Raw genomic sequence first — 18,311 nt, forward strand, 5'->3', positions numbered from 1 at the left:
CTGTTTGCGGCTATCGGCGAGGCCCTGAACCAATTCTGCAGAAGAAACGACCCCTGCAGTGTGCCCGTGTACGTTCGGCTTACGGGTACCAGAGATGACATGTAGCCCTGCGAAAATGCTGCCAATTATCGTTGCGATCACAGAGAGTAAGCGCCTCAAGGGTGTTCACCGGCACAAAAACAATGACCGGTGCTTTTCGACGGGCCGGTATGACTATGTCAATCCTTTTTGGCCCCGGCAGGACGGTTATGTCTGGCCCCACCAAAAGTCCTCAAGCTCTGTTCCTGGACGAGCCAGCGGAGTCACTGAGCCATAGGAGATGCAGGTAGCGGATCCCCGACACGTGTTGGTTAGAGAAGCGGACCTGCATGTCCGGCGACAAGAAGCCAGCCCTCTTCTTCATGAACCCATACTTGCGTCATAGGCATGCGGTAGGGCAGTGGCCCAAGCCCGCGCCACCAGGGACGAGGTGCGCCGGCTTATCGGTGGAGCCGGACCTCGTCGGCAGCTCATTGACTTGGAAGCGCAGGCCGGGGCCTGATCAGGCGGCGAGGGCGTAAGAACCAGACCGATATCGGGCGCGGATCGGTATTTCCAAGGTGTATCAAATGCAGCGCTATTGGTGATCGATTCGACGCATGAATCGGTCGAAGGGTGTACCGGAGGCGTGCCTTCTCTGGGCGGCGCAGTCCGCAGCAAGTGGGCAAAGCGTTACTAAAATCAGTCCTAGATCTCCTCGCGTCAACAACGCCGCTTCCATTCTCCGGACCACGAACTACCGGAATTGAGCCGAACCCGTAAGCTAACGTCATGACCGCGTCGAGCTTTCTTTTCCAGGACCGATCTAGGCGAACAATAGTGATCCCCTGGGGCACAGACTTCAACTCACGCTTGCGAAGTGCCGTCGCGGACGCGCCCCCTGAAATAGCTAATCCGGCAATCCCTTCGGAACTTGATAGATACCGGATCACGAACGATAGTTCGCTTAGCCTCCTGGACTCGCGTCAGGTCGAGCCGAACGGTCTGTTGCCCTTCCACATCTGCGCCACGGCGTTCCGAAGTTGGGCTCCCGCCGAGGAGGAACTCCTCGACTACCAGCGGCAGTGGATAACGCATCCCGAGGCCACCTTGGAATTTCGGCTAGTCGATAATTACCTTTACGCTCTCATCTGCGTTTACCAATTCAATCTGGCGAACCTCTCTCTGGTTGACGAGTCGAGCGACTTCTCCATGCTCCAAGGTGCCCTGTCGAGCATCCAGAGGGTCCGTGGCCTACTCCAGCAGGCGATCCCATTCGAGGCGTCCCTAAGGGATGACCTCAACGGCTTTCCTTGCCCGACCGAGCAGGTTCGCAACGCCGTCGAGCGCGCCACCGCCACCCACGCCGCAAAGATATCAATACCGCCCTTTCCTCGGCTACCGCCCACTGCTCGGCTGCATCAATCTGCATCTCCTCTGGATAATTAAGTCCTATTCGGTTCAGTGGTCGTAGGCCGTCAGTGAGCGTTTTCGGGGGTTCGTTGGTTTCCGGCTGTGTCCATGGCGGTTCGGCGCACGAGCAGCCGGTCGGCCAAGCTCCAGAGCACGTAGGTGGGGCCGCTACAGTTGTCCAGTGAGACCCAGTGCACCAACCCCGACATGCACTATTGGTTTTTGGCTGCCCATCGTTGTTACGTCGTCGGTGACGAGGCACGTAAGAACTGCCATGTCCCCGATCACCGTGATATCCGCCTGCTCAAGGGTTTGGGCGTGCCACGTGTTCTGGCCTTCTATGTTGGACCGAAGGTACGTCTCCCGATTGAACTGGTCTCCTTTATGGGATGTCCAGCAAAACTTGGGGTGCAAAAGCCGACTTAACGTTTCTCCGTCACGTCGCGCCAGGGCATCTGCGCGCTTTAGTGCAGCACTCAACACTTCGTGATCGGTCATTGGTCCAGTCTGTCAGTTATTGCTAAACGCTGAACATCTGCCGCAGTGTCGAGTGCCCATACTTTCCCCAGGACGGTCGTACCCATGATCGACCGATTAGCTCGCGCTCTGTTGGGCGATGGTGTGGGCGAGCCGGTAGGAGTCCGTGCCGGTTTCGATGATCGTGCCATTGAAGGTCAGCCGGTCCACGATCGCGGCGCACAGGCGTGGGTCGCTGAAAGTTTTGGTCCAGCCGGAGAATGACTCGTTCGATGCGATTGCGATGGAATTCTTCTCCTCTCGTTCGGTCAGGACCTGGAACAGGAGTTCGGCGCCCCGGCGGTCCAGTTCCATGTAGCCAAGCTCGTCGATGCAAAGCAGGTCCACGCGGCCGTAGCGGGCGATGGTCTTGGCCAGGACCTTTTCATCGGCGGCTTCGACGAGTTCGTTTACGAGCCGGGTAGCGAGGGTGTACTTAACCCGATAACCCTTCTCCGCGGCGGCAGTACCGAGTCCGATGAGCAGGTGGGATTTGCCGGTTCCGGAGTCCCCAATTAGGCAGAGGGGTTGTCCTTTGCGGATCCATTCCCCGGTGGCCAAAGTGTGGATGGTGGCGGGGTTGATGTTCGGGTTTGCATCGAAATCAAAGTCCCCGAGCCACTTATCCCGGGGAAAGCTCGCAGCTTTCACACGGCGGATGGACGAGCGCCGGTCCCGGTCGTCGCACTCCGCCAGCAACAGCTCGGCCAGAAATCCCTGGTAGGAGAGTTGTTCCTTCCCGGCGACGGTGAGGGCTTCGTCCAGAACCCCACGAATGGTGGGCAAGCGCAGCCGGCGGCAGGCCTGGTCCACGGCGGCAACCGCTGCCTGTTCGGTCAGGCCGCGGCGCCGGCGCAGAGTCGGGGTGATGGTGGTCGTCGGTGCGGTGGGGCTCATGAGATGTTCTCCTTCGACGCGGTTCCTGCAGGGTGTTCGGAACGTTTGGCCAGCAGCTCGTCATAGGCACTGACCGAGGGCAGGGGCCGGGCGTCAGGCGGGAGCCCGGCAATGACGGCGGCGGGGTGCATCAGCCGGCGCTGGGTGAGACTGACAACCCGTTGCACTTTCAATTCGCCGTGAGCACCGGGATGACAGTCGGAACTGGCCCCACCCCATGAAGATGCCGGGGCGTGTCTGCGGGCTTCGACCGCGACGACGTCGGCACTGACAGCACCCACCCCCAGCGCCGCAGTGATGCCTGCATGGATGTCTCCTGCGTCCATCGAGCGGTGCAGCAGCAGGACGTCGATGAGTTCACGGGTCCCCTCGGCGTCACCGTTGACCCGGCGAGAGGCAGCCCAGAAGGCCTCATGCGCGCTGGTGAACGCACCAGACTCCCGCGCCTTGGCCAAAGCAGTGGAGCCGGGAAGGGCGCCGGGTTTGGTCTTGAGTACTTCGAGATAGTGATCCAACTGGACCGATTGCCCGGACCGGGCAGCGACCCGCTGATGCCTGGCGGCCACGGTGCGGCCGTCGAAGACCACGAGCTCGGACGCCCGCAACGAGACCCGGACCCTCCGGCCGATGAGCCGGGCCGGGACGGAGTACTTCACCATCCGGACCGTGACCATCGAAGACCTATCAACTCGGGGTGTTAGCACCAGACCTGGATCAAATTCCCCCGCCGGCAACGAGGCCAAGAACGGCCGTTCAATCTCGAAGTCCTGACCGATGGTGCGGATCCTGTCATTGATCCGCCGGTGATCGTCCTGGGCTTCCCATCCCCGGATGCGGTCATTGAGCTCATCCAGGGAACCAACGACTGGCATGGGCGAGAGTCTGTTGCGCCGGAACCAGCCCACCTCGCCTTCAACTCCGCCCTTTTCATGGGCGCCTGCGATGCCAGGCTGGCAATAAAAGGGATCGAAGCCGTAGAACGAACGGAACGACACCCACCGGTCGTTCTCATGGCGCTGCCGGCCTTGCCCGAACACCACAGCGGTGACCGCGCTGGTGAGATTGTCGTATCGGATGTGTTTAGTCGGGATGCCGCCAAGAACGTTGAAGGCCTCGATGTGGCCCTCGAGAAAGGCTTCCTGGGCCTGAGTCGGGTAAATCCGGTGAATGGCTCTGCCCGAATGCGACAGCCGGAAGATGAACATGTGGCACTTCGTCTTCACCCCGTTCAGCACGACATAGACCTCGCCGAAGTCCACTCGGCTTCGGCGCCCGGCGCGTGTTCCTGAGGAACAAACACCTCAACGCGGCGTCCGGCCTCCACATCAATCTGGGCCCGACGGACCCTTACGTAATCACGCACCGTGGAATACGAGAGCTCCTGCGCACCGTGCTCTTCGATGAGCCGGGCCAAAATCCTTCGTGCGGTATGACGCTGCTTCCGCGGAGCCGTTGTATCCTCGATCAGCATCGCGTCGATCGCGCCCTTGAACGGCTCCAGCCTCCAGGACACCCCTTGCCTCTGTTTGCGCTCCGGAGGGGCAGCTGAATCCAGTGCCTGCCTCACAGTTCTTCTGTGGACTCCGTACCAGGCGGCCAACGCACGAACCGACAGGCCCTCAACCCGGGCGTCCCTTCGGATCCGCGCGAACAACTCCACTCTCGACTCCATCCAGACCAACCTTCCGCCGCATCCATCCACTGATGAATCCAACGTTGAAGGTGGGGCCACAAATAACCGTCACAAGGTGCCCGGCGAGTCATGAAGTGGGGCCAGATATATCCGTCCTACCGGGGCCATCCAAATCTGTCACAGCCACCGGTACCTTCGCCGAAGGCGACCAGGAAGCTTTGGAGCAGCGTGCTGCCCAATATGTCCACGGGCCTGGAATGGGATCCGGCCTGACCGGGCAGTGGGCTGACCATCCAGGCGGCGAACACGTTATGTGGAATCTTCAGGGCCATCGCCTGGTCAAAGAGGCGCAGCACCGGTTCATGAAAGCGCCCGTCTTTGAGCTGGAAGCCCGGGCAGAAGGTTCCCTCACCGGTGAACACCCGGACTGCACGGCGCATGGCCTCGGGATCCTCAAAGGATCGGAAGTGAGCCTCCAGTTCGGACACAGGCGGCAGGGTGAATTCTTCGCGGATGCTGTCTCAGATCCGCTCCGGGACAGCCGGCCAGAACCTCTCAGCCCTCACATTCGACGCAGTAGGCATGGCCGTCCTTCTCGCGCGCCTTCTGCGAACGGTGGCGGACCAGGAAGCAGGAATAACAGGTGAATTCGTCGTCGGCCTGGGGAATGACCTGGACGACGAGCTCTTCGGCAATAAACTCGCCACCAGGGGTCAGGCCGTCCAGGGTGTCAGCCTCGTCGAGCTCCTGAACCACGGACTTCGCGTCCGGGGCTTTGGCAGACTTCAGGGCCTCCAGTGATTTTTCCTGGGATTCCTTGACGTCGGTGCGCAGTTCATCGTAATCGGTTGCCACGAAGGTGCATCTCTTCTCTGTTGAGGGTTTGTCGGCGACTGCAACGTACAGGATCCAGCAAGAATTCCCTAAAAGAACGGTGCTGTCATCTCAATGCAGCCGCTCCGGTCGAGGAGCCCGAGCCCTTCCTCGACGGCCATCAGATGCCTTTGGAATGAGGATGTGCCGGACCGTTGCCGATGCAAGCTCCGACGCCCCTGCGCCCGCGTAGAATCGCACAAAGATCAAAGAACTGGGGGACGGATGATCTCTACGAACAAGCACACGTGCGAAATGTGTGGGCGGGCGACAGCAGCCCACGACAGGGATGTCCGGTTCCGCCTCCCGGATCCTCTACTGGACAGCCCTGACCAGCACCGCGCCGAAGACAGCTGGCTGAGCGACCCGGACCCCAACAAGGCCACTCTCATGCAGATCCCCAACATCAGCCCATTCGTCCGGGCTCTGCTTCCGGTTAAGCTCCAAGGCGGCCACGAATTCCGCTTCGGTGTCTGGATCGCCATCCACCCCGACGACTTACAGCTGGCCTGCCGTGTCTGGAACGCCCCCGAGTACAGCGACCTGAAACTCACTGGATATCTGGCCAACAAGATCGAACCATGGGGCCTGTTCGCTGTTCCGGTGAACCTGGCTGTGTTGAATACGGACCACACACCCTATTGCGTGAGCAGCCCCAACGAGGAGCTGAACGACGTGCTCACTAAAGAGTGGCCCCACGAGATTCTTGCCTCGCTGCCATGAGATGAGGCCTGCTGAGTGCAGGCAGACCGACAGGTTTGCGGCCAGCACATCCGGCGGGCGGGCTCATGAACAAGGGGAAACAAGCAGCGCCGGAAGGGCAGAACTAAGAACTGTGGACTACAACGACTTCGAGCTTGTCGCGTTCTGGGTGCTGGCGGCTACCCCAGGCGTTCTTCTGTTGACTACGGGAATCATTGCTCACACCAGATGGTGCAATGCGTGAGTGCCTCGATACCTGATCCTCGGCATCCTTGGCTGTCTTCTTTACCCGGCGTTTGCTGGCATCGTGGTTGCCAAACTATTCCCGCCTCCGTACGTCCCCAGCCTGGCAGGGGGTCGAGGACTGGACCTCCGAGGGGTCGGCTTCATCCTTGGGTCCTGGATCGGTGGCCTCGCAGGCGTCGTTTGTGCGCTGCTGACCGTTGCAGGCTCTGCAATTACGCGGCGGCTGCGGCAAGCCGGATATGTTGCACAGTTCTGAGGAGTAGCGGCCGGAAATCATCCGGCCTCAGGCCAGCTCAGGCAATGTGTTCCGCCAGTGGTCCCTCCAATTGCCGTAGAGCTCCTCCGCCAGCGTCTCTATCGAGCGTTTCGATACTCCGACATGCCGGCGGACGGCATCACTGTGCCCCGAGTGGCGGACGGCTGGCTTCCTAGTGTCCACTCCACGTGATTTCGACGCTGTGGCACTTCGGGTGTGACTGGGTCGTGGTTCGTACAGCTTCAACAGATCCAGAAGGGCGCCCACGTACCTGAAATCATGGACGTCGTGGCGGAGCTTTGTGAGGTCCAGGCGGCGGCGTTCGGCCCGATAAGCCGCCGCCATCCTGGGCAAACCCGGGAAGCCGCTGTATTGCAACTCGTCGATGGCTACGAGCCAGTCGGTCAGCATCTCCAAGCGGTCCATCTCCAGGTTCTCTGAACTGCTCACTGCGCCGTACACGTGGGCAAGCCCGCGCCATGTATCAATGAGGACGCGGCGGGCATCTCCCACCGGAAACCGGGCGTACGAAGACTGCGCCAACTCCAGGATCTCCTGAACCAGGGCAGTCGGAAGGGTATGGGCCACGAGGTGACCGGACTCCAGGTAGTTCTGGACCTGGCCGGCAACCTTGCCGAAGGACCACACCCAACTTGCCGTGACCGTGGATGCACCGCCATTGAGTTTTGCGCTCCTGAGGAAATACTGGTGCGCCCACTGAACGCAGGTCTGTGACAGCTGATCTTTCATGGTTCTTCCTTCCTGGAAGTGTTGGCAATGGATGCAGGCTTCCCGCCGGTTGTCGGGCCTAAAAAGAAAGAAGACCCCCGCACGGCCATTGCCGTGCGGGGGTCTTCCTTTGCCTTCTATTTTCGGTATGTAGCGTGACACATTCAAACGGTCATCCCGCTAACAGCCATATGAATCCAACTTCCGTTTCATGCGCAAGCCGTAGACGCGTTACTGCTACCCCGCGATCTGCATCCGCGCAGCCTCCTGCATCAGCGGGTCGGAGATCATGACAGTCACCGGTCCGGGTGCCACGTCGAAGGCGATGAAGCCGCGGGACTTGTCGCCGGGCAGGATCTTGCCGGACCCAAGCTGGTCATCCACGAACAGGTTCTGGTCGGCCTTGCGGCCGTTGGCATCCTTGGCGGAGAAATAGAACGGGTTGGAGCTGGTCTCCCCCGACGTCGTCTCCCAGAGCACGTCCAGGAGCAGGTACGACCCGTTCTTCGCGGGCGATGAGAACTGTGTATTTACAGATGTCTTGCGGACGGCCGAGATGATCGTGATCCTGGCGACGTCCCCGTTGCCCAGATCCATGGTGAAGGGCTTGCCTACGGTGGGAGCGGCGGGTGCCTTGGGCGCCTCTGCTGCGGGCGCAGGGCTTGCCGCTGCCGCCTCTGTGGGCTGGGACTTGGCGGACTCCATTGGGGCGGCTGTGACCGGCGACGACGAACTGGAGGCAGCGGGTGCCGACGCCGGAGCGTCAGTGGCTGACTTGCCTCCGCCGCCGCAGGAGCCAAGAACGATGCTCAGCAGGACAAGCCCTGTGGGAATCACGAAGCGCTTCTTCTTGTAGAAGGGGCGCTTGGCTGCAGTGGGTGCTGCCGCAGCCGGCGGGATGGGTTCGAAATTCTGGTGCGTCATGGGGTGCCTTTCGTGTGTGATGAATTGTGAGGGTGTGCGAGGCCAGACAACCGGCGTTACTGCCTGGTCCAGGTGCCGCACCGGCTGGACTTGAAGTCTTGGCCGGCGGAGAGCGCCACCGATGGGCGGCCGCCGCCCGGGAGGTCGTTTTCGATGATGTTTCCGCCGTTGCTGCCGGTCTCGTAGATGCCCCAGTAACAGCTGGACCCGACGTCGGCCGTGGCCCGGTAGGTTCCGGCAGCGATGTCCTTGCCTACAGTCCATGTACCGTCGGACACCGAGTTGGCAGCCTTCTGCTTTTCGGCAGCTGTCACTGCCTCTTCGCGTTTCTTGACTGCTGCCTCGGCGGATTTCACGGCAGCCTCTGCCTTCCCGACTTCGGACTCCCGGGCCTGGACCTTCGCTTCCTTGTCGGCGATGGCGGCCTGAAGGGTCTCGTAGTCGGATTTGAGTGAGTCGTAATCGGTCCGGAGCGATTCCCGCTCGGATTCGGCACCCGCCTTGGCGTCGGAAACTGCCCGGTACACGTCGCTGGATTTGGGATCGGGAAGCGTGGTGCCAAATGCAGTTCCACCAGCCAGCAGGACGCCGGCCAAGAGCACACCGAGAACCTGCTTCCCGCGACCAGGACGCCGCGGTGATATGCCCGCTCTGGCCGGCTCAGTCTCCGGAGCCAGGACTGTTCCGGCGTGATCGGTGCCGGGCAACACTGGCTGGCTGTTTTCGGTCTTCATGGTTTCTCCCCAAGGTCTCAATCGAACTAGGACTGGCGGCGGGATACCGATCCCCCAATGCGTGGTTCCCCGCCGCCGCCACAGCTTCGAAAGGTTCCTTCCTGGGCTGCAGAAATGAATTTAGGGCGCTGAGCTAGCACAGCGACCAGCGAGGACTGATAACCCCCCCTTATCAACAGATCGGTATCACAATCCAGCCAGCCCACTAAGCTGAGCAAACGACCACGACCGATTGGGGGGCAGGCATGGACACATCCACGGGATCTTTGCGCATGACCCTCTCCGATGTTGCTGCCCTCGCGAAGGTCCAGCGGCCGGTGGTCTCCATGTGGCGCAAGCGGAGCAGCGGCGGCCAGCTGCCGTTCCCTGCAGCAGCCGGCCACATCAAAGGCGTCGAGCTGTTCGATGCCGGCGACGTCACCGCCTGGCTCGAGGCAACAGGCCGTGGCAACAACCCCGAGGCGCGGAACGACGTCGCGGCTTTCGCCAGAATGACGGCATCCGCCAGTGCGGAAGCACAGAGCGGCCGCCAAATATTTGACGGCCTGACCTCGCTGCTCGCCCTGAAGGTAATCACCGGCGAAGAACTCAGTCGAAGCACCACGGACGAATTGCTTGACGCCGCCGATGAAGCGGACCCGGACGATCTCTTCCTCTACGCCGAGCTTGAGGCCTTGGGCACCGACCTCCACGGGCTGGCCAGCTTCGCCGACAGGCTCGCGGACAGTGCCTTCAGCGCGCCGGCTGCTTTCGAGAAGCTTCTGTCCGGACGGTTCCGGGAGGGCCTGCGCGAACAATCCGACACAGCTCTGACGGACACGGCGCTGGATCTTGTGGCATCGGCTGCCATGGAACTGAAATCCACACTGGACGGCGCCCCACCGTTTGTCGATGCGACGCCGGGCGGCAGCGACGTGATGCTCCGCATCGTCCTGCAGTTCGGCGAGTCCTCTCCGCTAACCCTGCTCACTGGTGACCACGACGGGGGCCCGTCACGCCTTGCCCGCCGCCGCCTGACGGTGCACGGGGCCGACAGCGAACACGTGGAAATCGACGCCCAGGGAGCCTTCTCGGTCAACGGGGCAGCCGTCCATGTGGCACAGTACCCCTCCCCCGGCGATCCAGGACTTGGCACCACGGAAATCCTTGAAGCCATCGAGAACACCGTGCTTCAGATGGATGACAGCCAGCGCGCCGTGGTGATCGCCCCGGCCCGGTTGCTGTGCGACCCACTTAGTGGCGATTCGGGCCGGCTCCGCTCGGACCTCCTGCGCTCCGGAAGGATCCGTGCCGTGGTCAGGCTCCAAGCGGGCCTCCTTCCCGCGAAACCGCGGGAACCCCAGGCCCTCTGGGTGTTAGGACCGTCCTACGCGGAGGTGCCCATCGGAGAGCGCTGGACCATGGTCGCCGACCTGAGCACAACACCGCTGACCCCGGATGTCAGGCAGGACCTGATCAGCGACATCGTCGCCTCGATGGGTACCCGTGCCACCATTCGTGCGCATTCCTTCCGATTTGCCCGGCTGGTGCAGACCCGCGTCCTTCTCGCCGGCAAAGGCTCCCTCGTCGAGGTTCCGCCGGTCAAGAGGCGCCCAACGTCAGCAGGGGGAGCCGAGGCAGCGCTGCGGATCGAGGAACTCATCCGTCTCCTATCGCAGGAGCAGTCCGGGCCCACGGCACTCCCCGCGATTCAGCCCAGCGCACACGACAACCGGCCAGGCACAGCATCTGTCCAGGAACTGATCGCTGCCGGAAATCTCCGGTACGTCAATGGCAACCGGCTTGACGACAGCAGCTTCAACCCCAGGGAAGGCAGCAGGATCCTCGGCGGCCAGGAGCTGCGCGATCCCCACAGCGCGGAACCACGGTTCATCAGCCTCCTGGACTTCGCCGCCGCGTGCCCCACTGGACGCCTCACCGAGCCCGGTGACGTCGTCTTCTGCACCAGTCCGCGGCCCGCCGCCAGAGTCGACCATGAGGGCGGCAACGTCGTCGTCTTTCCTGCCCGCATCCTAAGGATCGATGACGGCGATCCCGGCGGTCTCGTGCCCGACGTCGTGGCCGCTGACATCAACAGCCTCCCCGCAGTCGACAAAGCATGGCGCAGCTGGCGGCTGCGCCGCACGCCGGACGCTCAACGGCAGCCGCTCGTGCAGGTCCTTGCCGGGCTGCAACACGAACAGCACCAGGCCCGCCAGCGCCTCGAACGATTAGAAGAACTCGCTACCCTGTTTACGGACGGCGTAGCGGGCGGAAGCCTCACCCTGACACACCCATCTCCAAACGCCGCACCAATAGAAGGAACTGAATAGATGCCCCCGAAATCAAAGGTGGACCTCGCCCCGTCCACCATGAAGGAACTCAAGGACACACTCTGGAAGGCCGCGGACAAACTGCGCGGCTCCATGGATGCCTCACAGTACAAGGACGTGATCCTCGGGCTTGTGTTCCTGAAGTACGTCTCGGACGCGTTCGATGAGCGCCGTGAGCAGATCCAGGCCGAGCTGGAGGCTGACGGGCTCAACGAGGAGCAGATCGCCCAGCTGATCGACGACGTCGACGAATACACCGGCCGCGGCGTCTTCTGGGTCTCCGAGAAGGCCAGATGGAACTACCTGGCGGAGAACGCGAAGGGCCTGCGTGCGATGGACGGCGCCGCCCCCAAATCAATCGGGCTGCTCATCGATGAGGCCATGGATCTCATTATGACGGACAACAAGTCACTGGCGGCCACGCTCCCCCGCATCTACAACCGGGACAACGTGGACCAGCGCCGCCTCGGCGAACTGCTGGACCTGTTCAACTCCGCGCGGTTCACGGGGCAGGGCGCCAGCAAGGCCCGCGACCTGCTCGGGGAGGTCTATGAATACTTCCTGGAGAAGTTCGCCAAAGCCGAGGGCAAGCGCGGCGGCGAGTTCTACACCCCCGCCGGCGTTGTTCGCGTACTGGTAGAGGTACTGGAACCGCACAGCGGCCGTGTCTACGACCCCTGCTGCGGATCCGGGGGCATGTTCGTCCAGGCCGAAAAGTTCCTTGAGGCCCACAACATGGAAGGCTCGGACATCTCCGTCTACGGCCAGGAGCTCAACGAGCGCACCTGGCGGATGGCCAAGATGAACCTCGCCATCCATGGCCTCAACGCCAATCTGGCGTCACGCTGGGGCGACACCTTCGCCCGCGACCAGCACCCCGAGCTGACCGGGAACAACGGCGCGGACTTCATCATGGCCAACCCGCCCTTCAACATCAAAGACTGGGCCCGCTCCGAGTCCGACCCGCGTTGGAAGTACGGCGTGCCCCCGGCCGGCAACGCCAACTACGCCTGGATCCAGCACATCATCTCCAAGCTCGCGCCGGGCGGGAGCGCAGGCGTGGTCATGGCCAACGGCTCCATGTCCTCCAACTCCGGGGGCGAGGGCGAGATCCGCGCCCAGCTTGTCGAAGCGGACCTGGTCTCCTGCATGGTGGCGCTGCCCACGCAGCTTTTCCGCAGCACCGGCATCCCCGTGTGCACGTGGTTCTTCGCGAAGGACAAGACCGCCGGCAAGAACGGCTCCGTAGACCGCACCGGGCAGGTGCTTTTCATCGACGCCCGGAATCTCGGCCACATGGTGGACCGCGCCGAGCGCGCGTTGTCCAATGAGGACATCGCCAAGATTGCCAACACTTACCACGCCTGGCGGGGTACGTCTTCGGCAGTCGACGCAGGCCTGACGTACACCAACGAAGCGGGCTTCTGCTATTCCGCCACTCTTGCTGAAATCAAGGCAGCAGACTACGCGCTGACACCGGGGCGGTATGTAGGTGCCGCCGATGTCGAAGACGACGGCGAGCCCATAGAGGACAAGATCGCCCGGCTTTCGACCGAGCTGCTCGGGCAGTTCGACGAGTCCGAGCGGCTTTCGGCTGTTGTACGCGAGCAACTGGGGAGGGTTTCATGACACACGGCAGCTCGCGCACGCTAAGCCAGTTTCTCGAATTCAAAAATGGCAAGACGTCTCCGAGCCGAAATGACGATGGAAGTTTTGCCGTTTTCGGTTCCAACGGAGAGATCGGCCGGTCAGAATCAGTGAACGGCCAAGGGCCACTAATCGTCATCGGCCGTGTGGGATCGTACTGCGGGAGTCTTTTCTACTCTGAATCGGACGCTTGGGTGACGGATAACGCCATCATTTGTTCTTCCAAAGAGTCCAGTGACGTTCGCTATTGGTACTACGCCTTGTTGACATTGGCCCTCAATGGAAGAAGTTCTGGATCAGGGCAGCCACTCCTTAACCAAGGGATCCTCGGCTCGATCCACTTTGATCCACCGGAATTAACCGATCGCCAGGCGATAGCAGAGGTGCTGGGGGCGCTTGACGACAAGATCGCCGCCAACACCAAACTCCTTAGCACCGCTGACCAGTTATCACACGCTATTTTCAGATCTATGAGCCAGACGAGTGGTCAAATGATTCCCTTATCGGAGACCGCGGAGTTCGTTAACGGCAAAGCATTCACGAAAAACGCGAACGGCACGGGTCGGGTTGTTATCCGCATCGCAGAACTCAACTCCGGGATCAGTGGCTCAACCGTTTACAACGACATTGATGTAGATGATCAGCACCTTGCACGGCCAGGCGACCTACTCTTCGCTTGGTCTGGCTCATTGACTCTCCATCGTTGGTTCCGCCCCGAAGGGATCATCAACCAGCACATCTTCAAGGTCATACCCAAGACTGGTTATCCTGTCTGGCTTGTTCATGAGCTGCTCCGTCACAAGCTGGAAGAGTTCAAAGCGATTGCTGCTGACAAGGCAACCACTATGGGACACATCCAGCGCAAGCATCTAGATGAGCTCGTAGCTGCACCGGCCCCTGACGTGATTCTCTTGAACAACGAGTTGATGGCTGGGCTGTGGCGCCGGGCGTTGGCTGCCGAGGTGGAAAGCACCAACCTCGCGGCTATGCGGGACACCCTCCTCCCCCAGCTGATCTCCGGCAAGCTGCAAGTCAGGGACGCCGAGAAGGTCTTGGAGGAGGCTGGCGTATGAGCGGGAACGGGGGCGAGATCCAGCCAGGACGGCGAAAGCATGCCACAGACGCGTCGTTTCCGACCACACCGGCAGTCAGTTCCATGCCGGCGTGGTATCCCGAGCTGCTCGCCTCCGTCACCCGGCAGGTCAGCACCGGGCGGTCCAAAGCCATCAGCGCTGCCAACCAGGAGCTGCTGGCCAGCTATTTCGCCATCGGGCAGGACATCCTGGACCGGCAGAGCCTCCACGGCTGGGGTGCCCGGATTATCGATCGGCTTTCAGCTGATCTGAAGAGCCAGTTCCCGGGTGCTTCCGGGTTCTCGCCGCGAAACCTGAAGTACATGCGTGCGTTCGCCGAGACGTGGCCGGCCGAGGCAATTGTGCAAGCGCCGCTTGCACAATTGCCCTGGTACCACCACCTGGCGCTCATCCAGAAGCTCGACGACCCCGAGTCCCGCCTCTGGTACGCCACTGCCGCCGTCGAACACGGCTGGTCACGCAACGTCCTGGTCCACCAGATCGGGACGAAACTCCACGAGCGCTCAGGCCAGGCAGTCACCAACTTTTCGGCGACCATGCCGGAGTCGGACTCCGACCTTGCCCAGCAGTCTCTAAAGGATCCGTACGTCTTCGACTTTCTGTCGCTGACCGACCGCCGCAACGAACGGGAACTTGAACACCAGCTGATCCAGCATGTCGAGAAGTTCCTGTTGGAGCTGGGGCAGGGCTTCGCCTTTGTCGGCGAGCAGGTTCGGCTTGAAATCAATGGCGAGGAATTCTTCGCTGACCTGCTGTTTTACCACCTCAAGCTTCGCTGCTACGTGGTCATTGAACTCAAAGCGACCAAGTTTGAACCCGGTTTTCTCGGACAGCTGGGCATGTATATGGCCGCCGTTGATGACCTCTTGGCCCACGCCGATGACAAACCCACTATCGGCCTCCTGCTCTGCAAGGAGAAGAACAACGTGGTCGCCGAATATGCGCTCCGGGGGTACAAAACACCGATCGGGGTCGCCGAATGGACAGACACCGTGGTCAAGTCGCTGCCCGAGGAATTCAGCGCCAGCCTGCCCAGCATCCGCGAGCTCGAAGCCGAGCTATCGCAGGACATTCCAGAATGACGTCCGGTCCAAAAGGGGGATCCATCGTGACATCAGCACCAGCCGTAGCCTTTTCCGAAGCCGAATGGGAGGGCATGGCCCTTGAGCTCCTGGCCGAGCCGCTCGGGTGGAGGCCGCTGTCCGGGCAGGCCATCGCCCCCGGCACGGGCGAGCGGGACACCTGGGACGAGCTTCTGATCCGTCCCCGGCTGCTCGCTGCCCTGCAGCGGTACAACCCAACGGTTCCCGCGCAGTACCTGCAGCAGGCCCTCGCCGAGATCGCCTCGCCCAAGTCCAACGACGCCATCACCGAAAACCACCGCATTCACAACTACCTCGTGGACGGCTACCGGCTCAGTTACATCGACGTGGACGGCAATGAGGCCAATCCCACCATCCACCTGCTTAACCAGGATCCGGACCAGAACGACTGGCTCGCCGTCAACCAGGTCACCCTGGTGCAGGGCGACTACAAGCGTCGCTTCGACGTCGTGCTGTACTGCAACGGCATGCCGGTGAGTGTCATCGAGCTGAAAAAGGCCGGCAGCGCTACGGCTGATGTGGCCTCGGCGCACGCCCAGTTGCAGACGTACCTGCGTGAATTCCCCATGGCGTTTCGCTTCTGTGTCTTCACGCTGGCCTCGGACGGAATCCATGCTAAGTACGGCACGCCGTTCACACCCCTCAACCACTTCTCGCCCTGGAACGTCGACGACGACGGCCTGCCGGTCGCTCCCGGTTACATGGAGGACGGCGTCGCCGTCACGTCAATGGAGACCGCCCTCAACGGCCTGTACAACCAGGAGCGTTTCCTTCAGCTGACCCGCAACTTCACCGCGTTCGACGGCGGCTCCGACGGGCTCATGAAGCGCATCGCCAAGCCGCACCAGTACTTCGCCGTAACCAAGGCCGTGGGCAGCACCGTCGAGGCAGTCGAAAGCAACGGCAAGGCCGGCGTTGTCTGGCACACCCAGGGCTCCGGCAAGTCCATGGAGATGGAGCTCTACGCCAACCTGGTCGCCCGGCATCCCAAACTTAAGAACCCGACCGTCGTGGTGATCACGGACCGCAACGAGCTCGACGGCCAGCTGTTCGAGGGCTTCGATCGGAGCCTGCTGCTGGCCGAATCACCCAAGCAGATCCGGAAGCGCGCCGAGCTGCGGGAAGAACTGAGCAACCGCACGACCGGCGGTATCTACTTCACCACCCTGCAGAAATTCGGCCGCAGCAAGGCAGAAAAGGATGCCGGCTCAGAGCACCCGTTGCTGTCCGACCGGCGGAACATCATCGTGGTCGTGGACGAGGCACACCGGTCCCACTATGACGACCTTGACGGTTACGCCCGGCACCTGCGGGACGCCCTGCCCCACGCGACGCTGATCGCGTTCACAGGCACGCCCATTTCGTTCGACGACCGGAACACGCGGGAGGTGTTCGGTGAGTACATCGACATCTACGACCTATCCCGGGCAGTGGAGGACGGCGCCACGGTGCCGGTGTACTTCGAGCCGCGGCTGATCAAGGTCGGCCTGGCGTCCGAGGTCACGGAGGAGATCCTGGACCAGGCGGCCGACGAAGCCACCCTGGGCCTGGACGACACAGAGCGGGCGCGCCTTGAAGCGAGTGTCGCCGTCGTAAACGCTGTGTACGGCGCACCGCAGCGCATAGCCGCACTGGCAAAAGACCTGGTGGCGCACTGGGAGAACCGGCGCGCCCAGATGGGCAAGTTCATCGAGGCGCCGGGCAAAGCAATGATCGTCGGCGGGACGCGGGAGATCTGCGCGAAGCTGTACACGGCGATCGTGGAGTTGCGGCCCGACTGGCATTCAGACGACCTCTCGAAGGGCAAGATCAAGGTGGTCTACTCGGGTGACGCCACCGATGTCCCGCCCGTGTCCGACCATGTGCGCCGCGACTCCGCCAATGCCACGGTCAAAGAACGGCTGAAGGACGTCGACGATGAGCTGGAGCTCGTGATCGTCAAGGACATGATGCTCACCGGCTACGATTCCCCGCCGCTGCACACGCTTTACCTGGACCGGCCGCTGAAGGGCGCGCTGCTGATGCAGACACTGGCCCGGGTGAATCGCACCTTCCGCGGCAAGAAGGACGGATTGCTGGTCGCGTATGCGCCGCTGGCCGAGAACCTGGCCAAGGCCCTGGGCGAATACACGAAGGATGATCAGGCGAACAAGCCCGTCGGCCGGAACGTGGACGAGGCCATTGGACTGACGGTGACGCTGGTGGAAACGCTGCGCGGCCTGCTCGCCGGTTACGACTGGAAATCTGTACTTATGCGAGGCGGCCCCAAAGCCTTCGTCAGCGCCGCCACAGGCGCAGCCAACTACCTGCGAAGCCCTGAAACCCCAGGCAACCGCCCGGCTGACGGCGAGGAGACGCTGGCCTCCAAATACCGGCGGCACTCGGGCCAGTTGTCGCGGGCGTGGGCGCTGTGTTCTGGCTCGGACACCTTGGCCGAGCTCCGGCCGGAGATCCAGGTCTACGAGGAGACCCGGGTGTACATGGCCAAGTTCGACGCCGCAGACCGGCAGGCCAGCGGCGAGCCGGTGCCCGAGGAGATCCAGCGGCTGCTCGGCAACCTGATAGCGTCGGCAACGTCTTCCGGCGAAGTGCTGGACATCTACGAGGCAGCCGGCATGCCGAAGCCCTCATTGGATGATCTGACGCCGGAGTTCATCGCGAAGACGCAGCAGGCGCGCAATCCTCAGCTGGCCATTGAAGCGTTGAGGAAGCTCATCGCCGACGAGTCGGCTGTGGCAACACGAAACAACGTAATCCGCCAGCGGGCGTTCTCCGAGCGCATCACCGAGCTGATGAGGAAGTACACCAACCAGCAGCTGACGTCGGCGGAAGTCATTGCCGAGCTGGTGGAGTTGGCGCGCGAGGTCGCAGCTGAAGGCAACCGCGGAGCGCACTTCACACCCCCTCTGAACTCGGACGAGCTTGCGTTCTACGATGCCGTGGCCTCGAACGAGTCAGCGGTTGAGGTTCAGGGCGAAGGGATACTCGCTGACATTGCCCGGGAACTGGTGTCCGTGATGCGCCGGGACGTCCGGACGGACTGGACGGTACGCGATGACGTCAGGGCCAAGCTGCGGTCCTCGATCAAGCGACTCCTTGTCCGCTTCGGGTACCCGCCGGACAAGCAGCCCGAGGCGATCAAGTTGGTCATGGAGCAGATGGAGTCCATGGCGCCCCGGTACGCGGAGGCGCGACTGTAGGCAGCAGAGTCGCC

14 protein-coding genes and 1 pseudogene are annotated in these 18,311 nt (G+C 62.1%); 7 read left to right on the forward strand and 8 right to left on the reverse strand.

Annotated features, from left to right (window positions below; genetic code table 11):
- Positions 1-810 precede the first annotated feature (810 nt).
- Positions 811-1,467, forward strand: coding sequence for a hypothetical protein (locus ABIE00_RS14495; RefSeq protein ID WP_354261383.1), 657 nt, complete (start codon positions 811-813; stop codon positions 1,465-1,467).
- Between the two features lie 132 nt (positions 1,468-1,599).
- On the opposite strand, the gene ABIE00_RS14500 is transcribed toward ABIE00_RS14495, so the two are convergent.
- The 5 genes and pseudogenes from ABIE00_RS14500 to ABIE00_RS14520 form a co-directional block, all read right to left on the reverse strand.
- On the reverse strand, positions 1,600-1,929 hold the full coding sequence (locus ABIE00_RS14500) for a nuclear transport factor 2 family protein (protein ID WP_305940766.1): 330 nt from the start codon (positions 1,927-1,929) through the stop codon (positions 1,600-1,602).
- A 96-nt stretch (positions 1,930-2,025) separates the two neighbouring features.
- The gene (istB, locus tag ABIE00_RS14505) at positions 2,026-2,844 is read right to left on the reverse strand and encodes an IS21-like element helper ATPase IstB (protein WP_354261385.1); all 819 of its coding nucleotides are present in this window, start codon (positions 2,842-2,844) and stop codon (positions 2,026-2,028) included.
- Positions 2,841-4,516: pseudogene (gene istA / locus ABIE00_RS14510) on the reverse strand (IS21 family transposase). The gene istB and the pseudogene istA overlap by 4 nt, the downstream one beginning before the upstream one ends.
- A gap of 116 nt (positions 4,517-4,632) precedes the next feature.
- Complete coding sequence (locus ABIE00_RS14515; protein WP_354261387.1) at positions 4,633-4,965, reverse strand: hypothetical protein; 333 nt, start codon at positions 4,963-4,965, stop codon at positions 4,633-4,635.
- A gap of 67 nt (positions 4,966-5,032) precedes the next feature.
- Positions 5,033-5,332, reverse strand: coding sequence for a DUF4193 domain-containing protein (locus ABIE00_RS14520; RefSeq protein WP_354261389.1), 300 nt, complete (start codon positions 5,330-5,332; stop codon positions 5,033-5,035).
- 243 nt (positions 5,333-5,575) lie between these two features.
- On the opposite strand from ABIE00_RS14520, the gene ABIE00_RS14525 reads away from it, so the two are divergent.
- Entirely contained in the window at positions 5,576-6,073 is a 498-nt protein-coding gene (locus ABIE00_RS14525) for a DUF2199 domain-containing protein (RefSeq protein WP_354261391.1), read from the forward strand.
- Between the two features lie 508 nt (positions 6,074-6,581).
- Here the strand turns inward: ABIE00_RS14525 and ABIE00_RS14530 are convergent.
- From ABIE00_RS14530 to ABIE00_RS14540, 3 genes are all read right to left on the reverse strand, one after another.
- On the reverse strand, positions 6,582-7,304 hold the full coding sequence (locus ABIE00_RS14530; RefSeq protein ID WP_354261393.1) for a hypothetical protein: 723 nt from the start codon (positions 7,302-7,304) through the stop codon (positions 6,582-6,584).
- A 216-nt stretch (positions 7,305-7,520) separates the two neighbouring features.
- Positions 7,521-8,207, reverse strand: coding sequence for a DUF4352 domain-containing protein (locus ABIE00_RS14535; protein WP_354261395.1), 687 nt, complete (start codon positions 8,205-8,207; stop codon positions 7,521-7,523).
- A gap of 56 nt (positions 8,208-8,263) precedes the next feature.
- Positions 8,264-8,941, reverse strand: a complete 678-nt coding sequence (locus ABIE00_RS14540; protein WP_354261397.1) for an Rv1352/Rv1906c domain-containing protein — start codon at positions 8,939-8,941, stop codon at positions 8,264-8,266.
- A gap of 272 nt (positions 8,942-9,213) precedes the next feature.
- On the opposite strand from ABIE00_RS14540, the gene ABIE00_RS14545 reads away from it, so the two are divergent.
- From ABIE00_RS14545 to ABIE00_RS14565, 5 genes are read left to right on the forward strand one after another with little or no spacing between them, the layout of a single operon-like run.
- Positions 9,214-11,253: a hypothetical protein gene (locus tag ABIE00_RS14545; protein WP_354261399.1), complete on the forward strand. Its 2,040-nt coding sequence runs from the start codon at positions 9,214-9,216 to the stop codon at positions 11,251-11,253.
- Positions 11,254-12,882, forward strand: coding sequence for a class I SAM-dependent DNA methyltransferase (locus tag ABIE00_RS14550; protein ID WP_354261401.1), 1,629 nt, complete (start codon positions 11,254-11,256; stop codon positions 12,880-12,882).
- Positions 12,879-13,973: a restriction endonuclease subunit S gene (locus tag ABIE00_RS14555; protein WP_354261403.1), complete on the forward strand. Its 1,095-nt coding sequence runs from the start codon at positions 12,879-12,881 to the stop codon at positions 13,971-13,973. Before ABIE00_RS14550 ends, ABIE00_RS14555 begins: the two co-directional genes overlap by 4 nt.
- Positions 13,970-15,076, forward strand: coding sequence for a PDDEXK nuclease domain-containing protein (locus tag ABIE00_RS14560; protein WP_354261405.1), 1,107 nt, complete (start codon positions 13,970-13,972; stop codon positions 15,074-15,076). Before ABIE00_RS14555 ends, ABIE00_RS14560 begins: the two co-directional genes overlap by 4 nt.
- Positions 15,073-18,297 carry a type I restriction endonuclease subunit R gene (locus ABIE00_RS14565; RefSeq protein WP_354261407.1) on the forward strand — a complete coding sequence of 1,075 codons (3,225 nt, stop codon included), beginning with the start codon at positions 15,073-15,075 and terminating at the stop codon, positions 18,295-18,297. Before ABIE00_RS14560 ends, ABIE00_RS14565 begins: the two co-directional genes overlap by 4 nt.
- Positions 18,298-18,311: the final 14 nt, after the last annotated feature.

This window comes from Arthrobacter sp. OAP107 (genome assembly GCF_040546765.1).
In the GTDB taxonomy this organism is placed as follows: Bacteria; Actinomycetota; Actinomycetes; order Actinomycetales; family Micrococcaceae; genus Arthrobacter.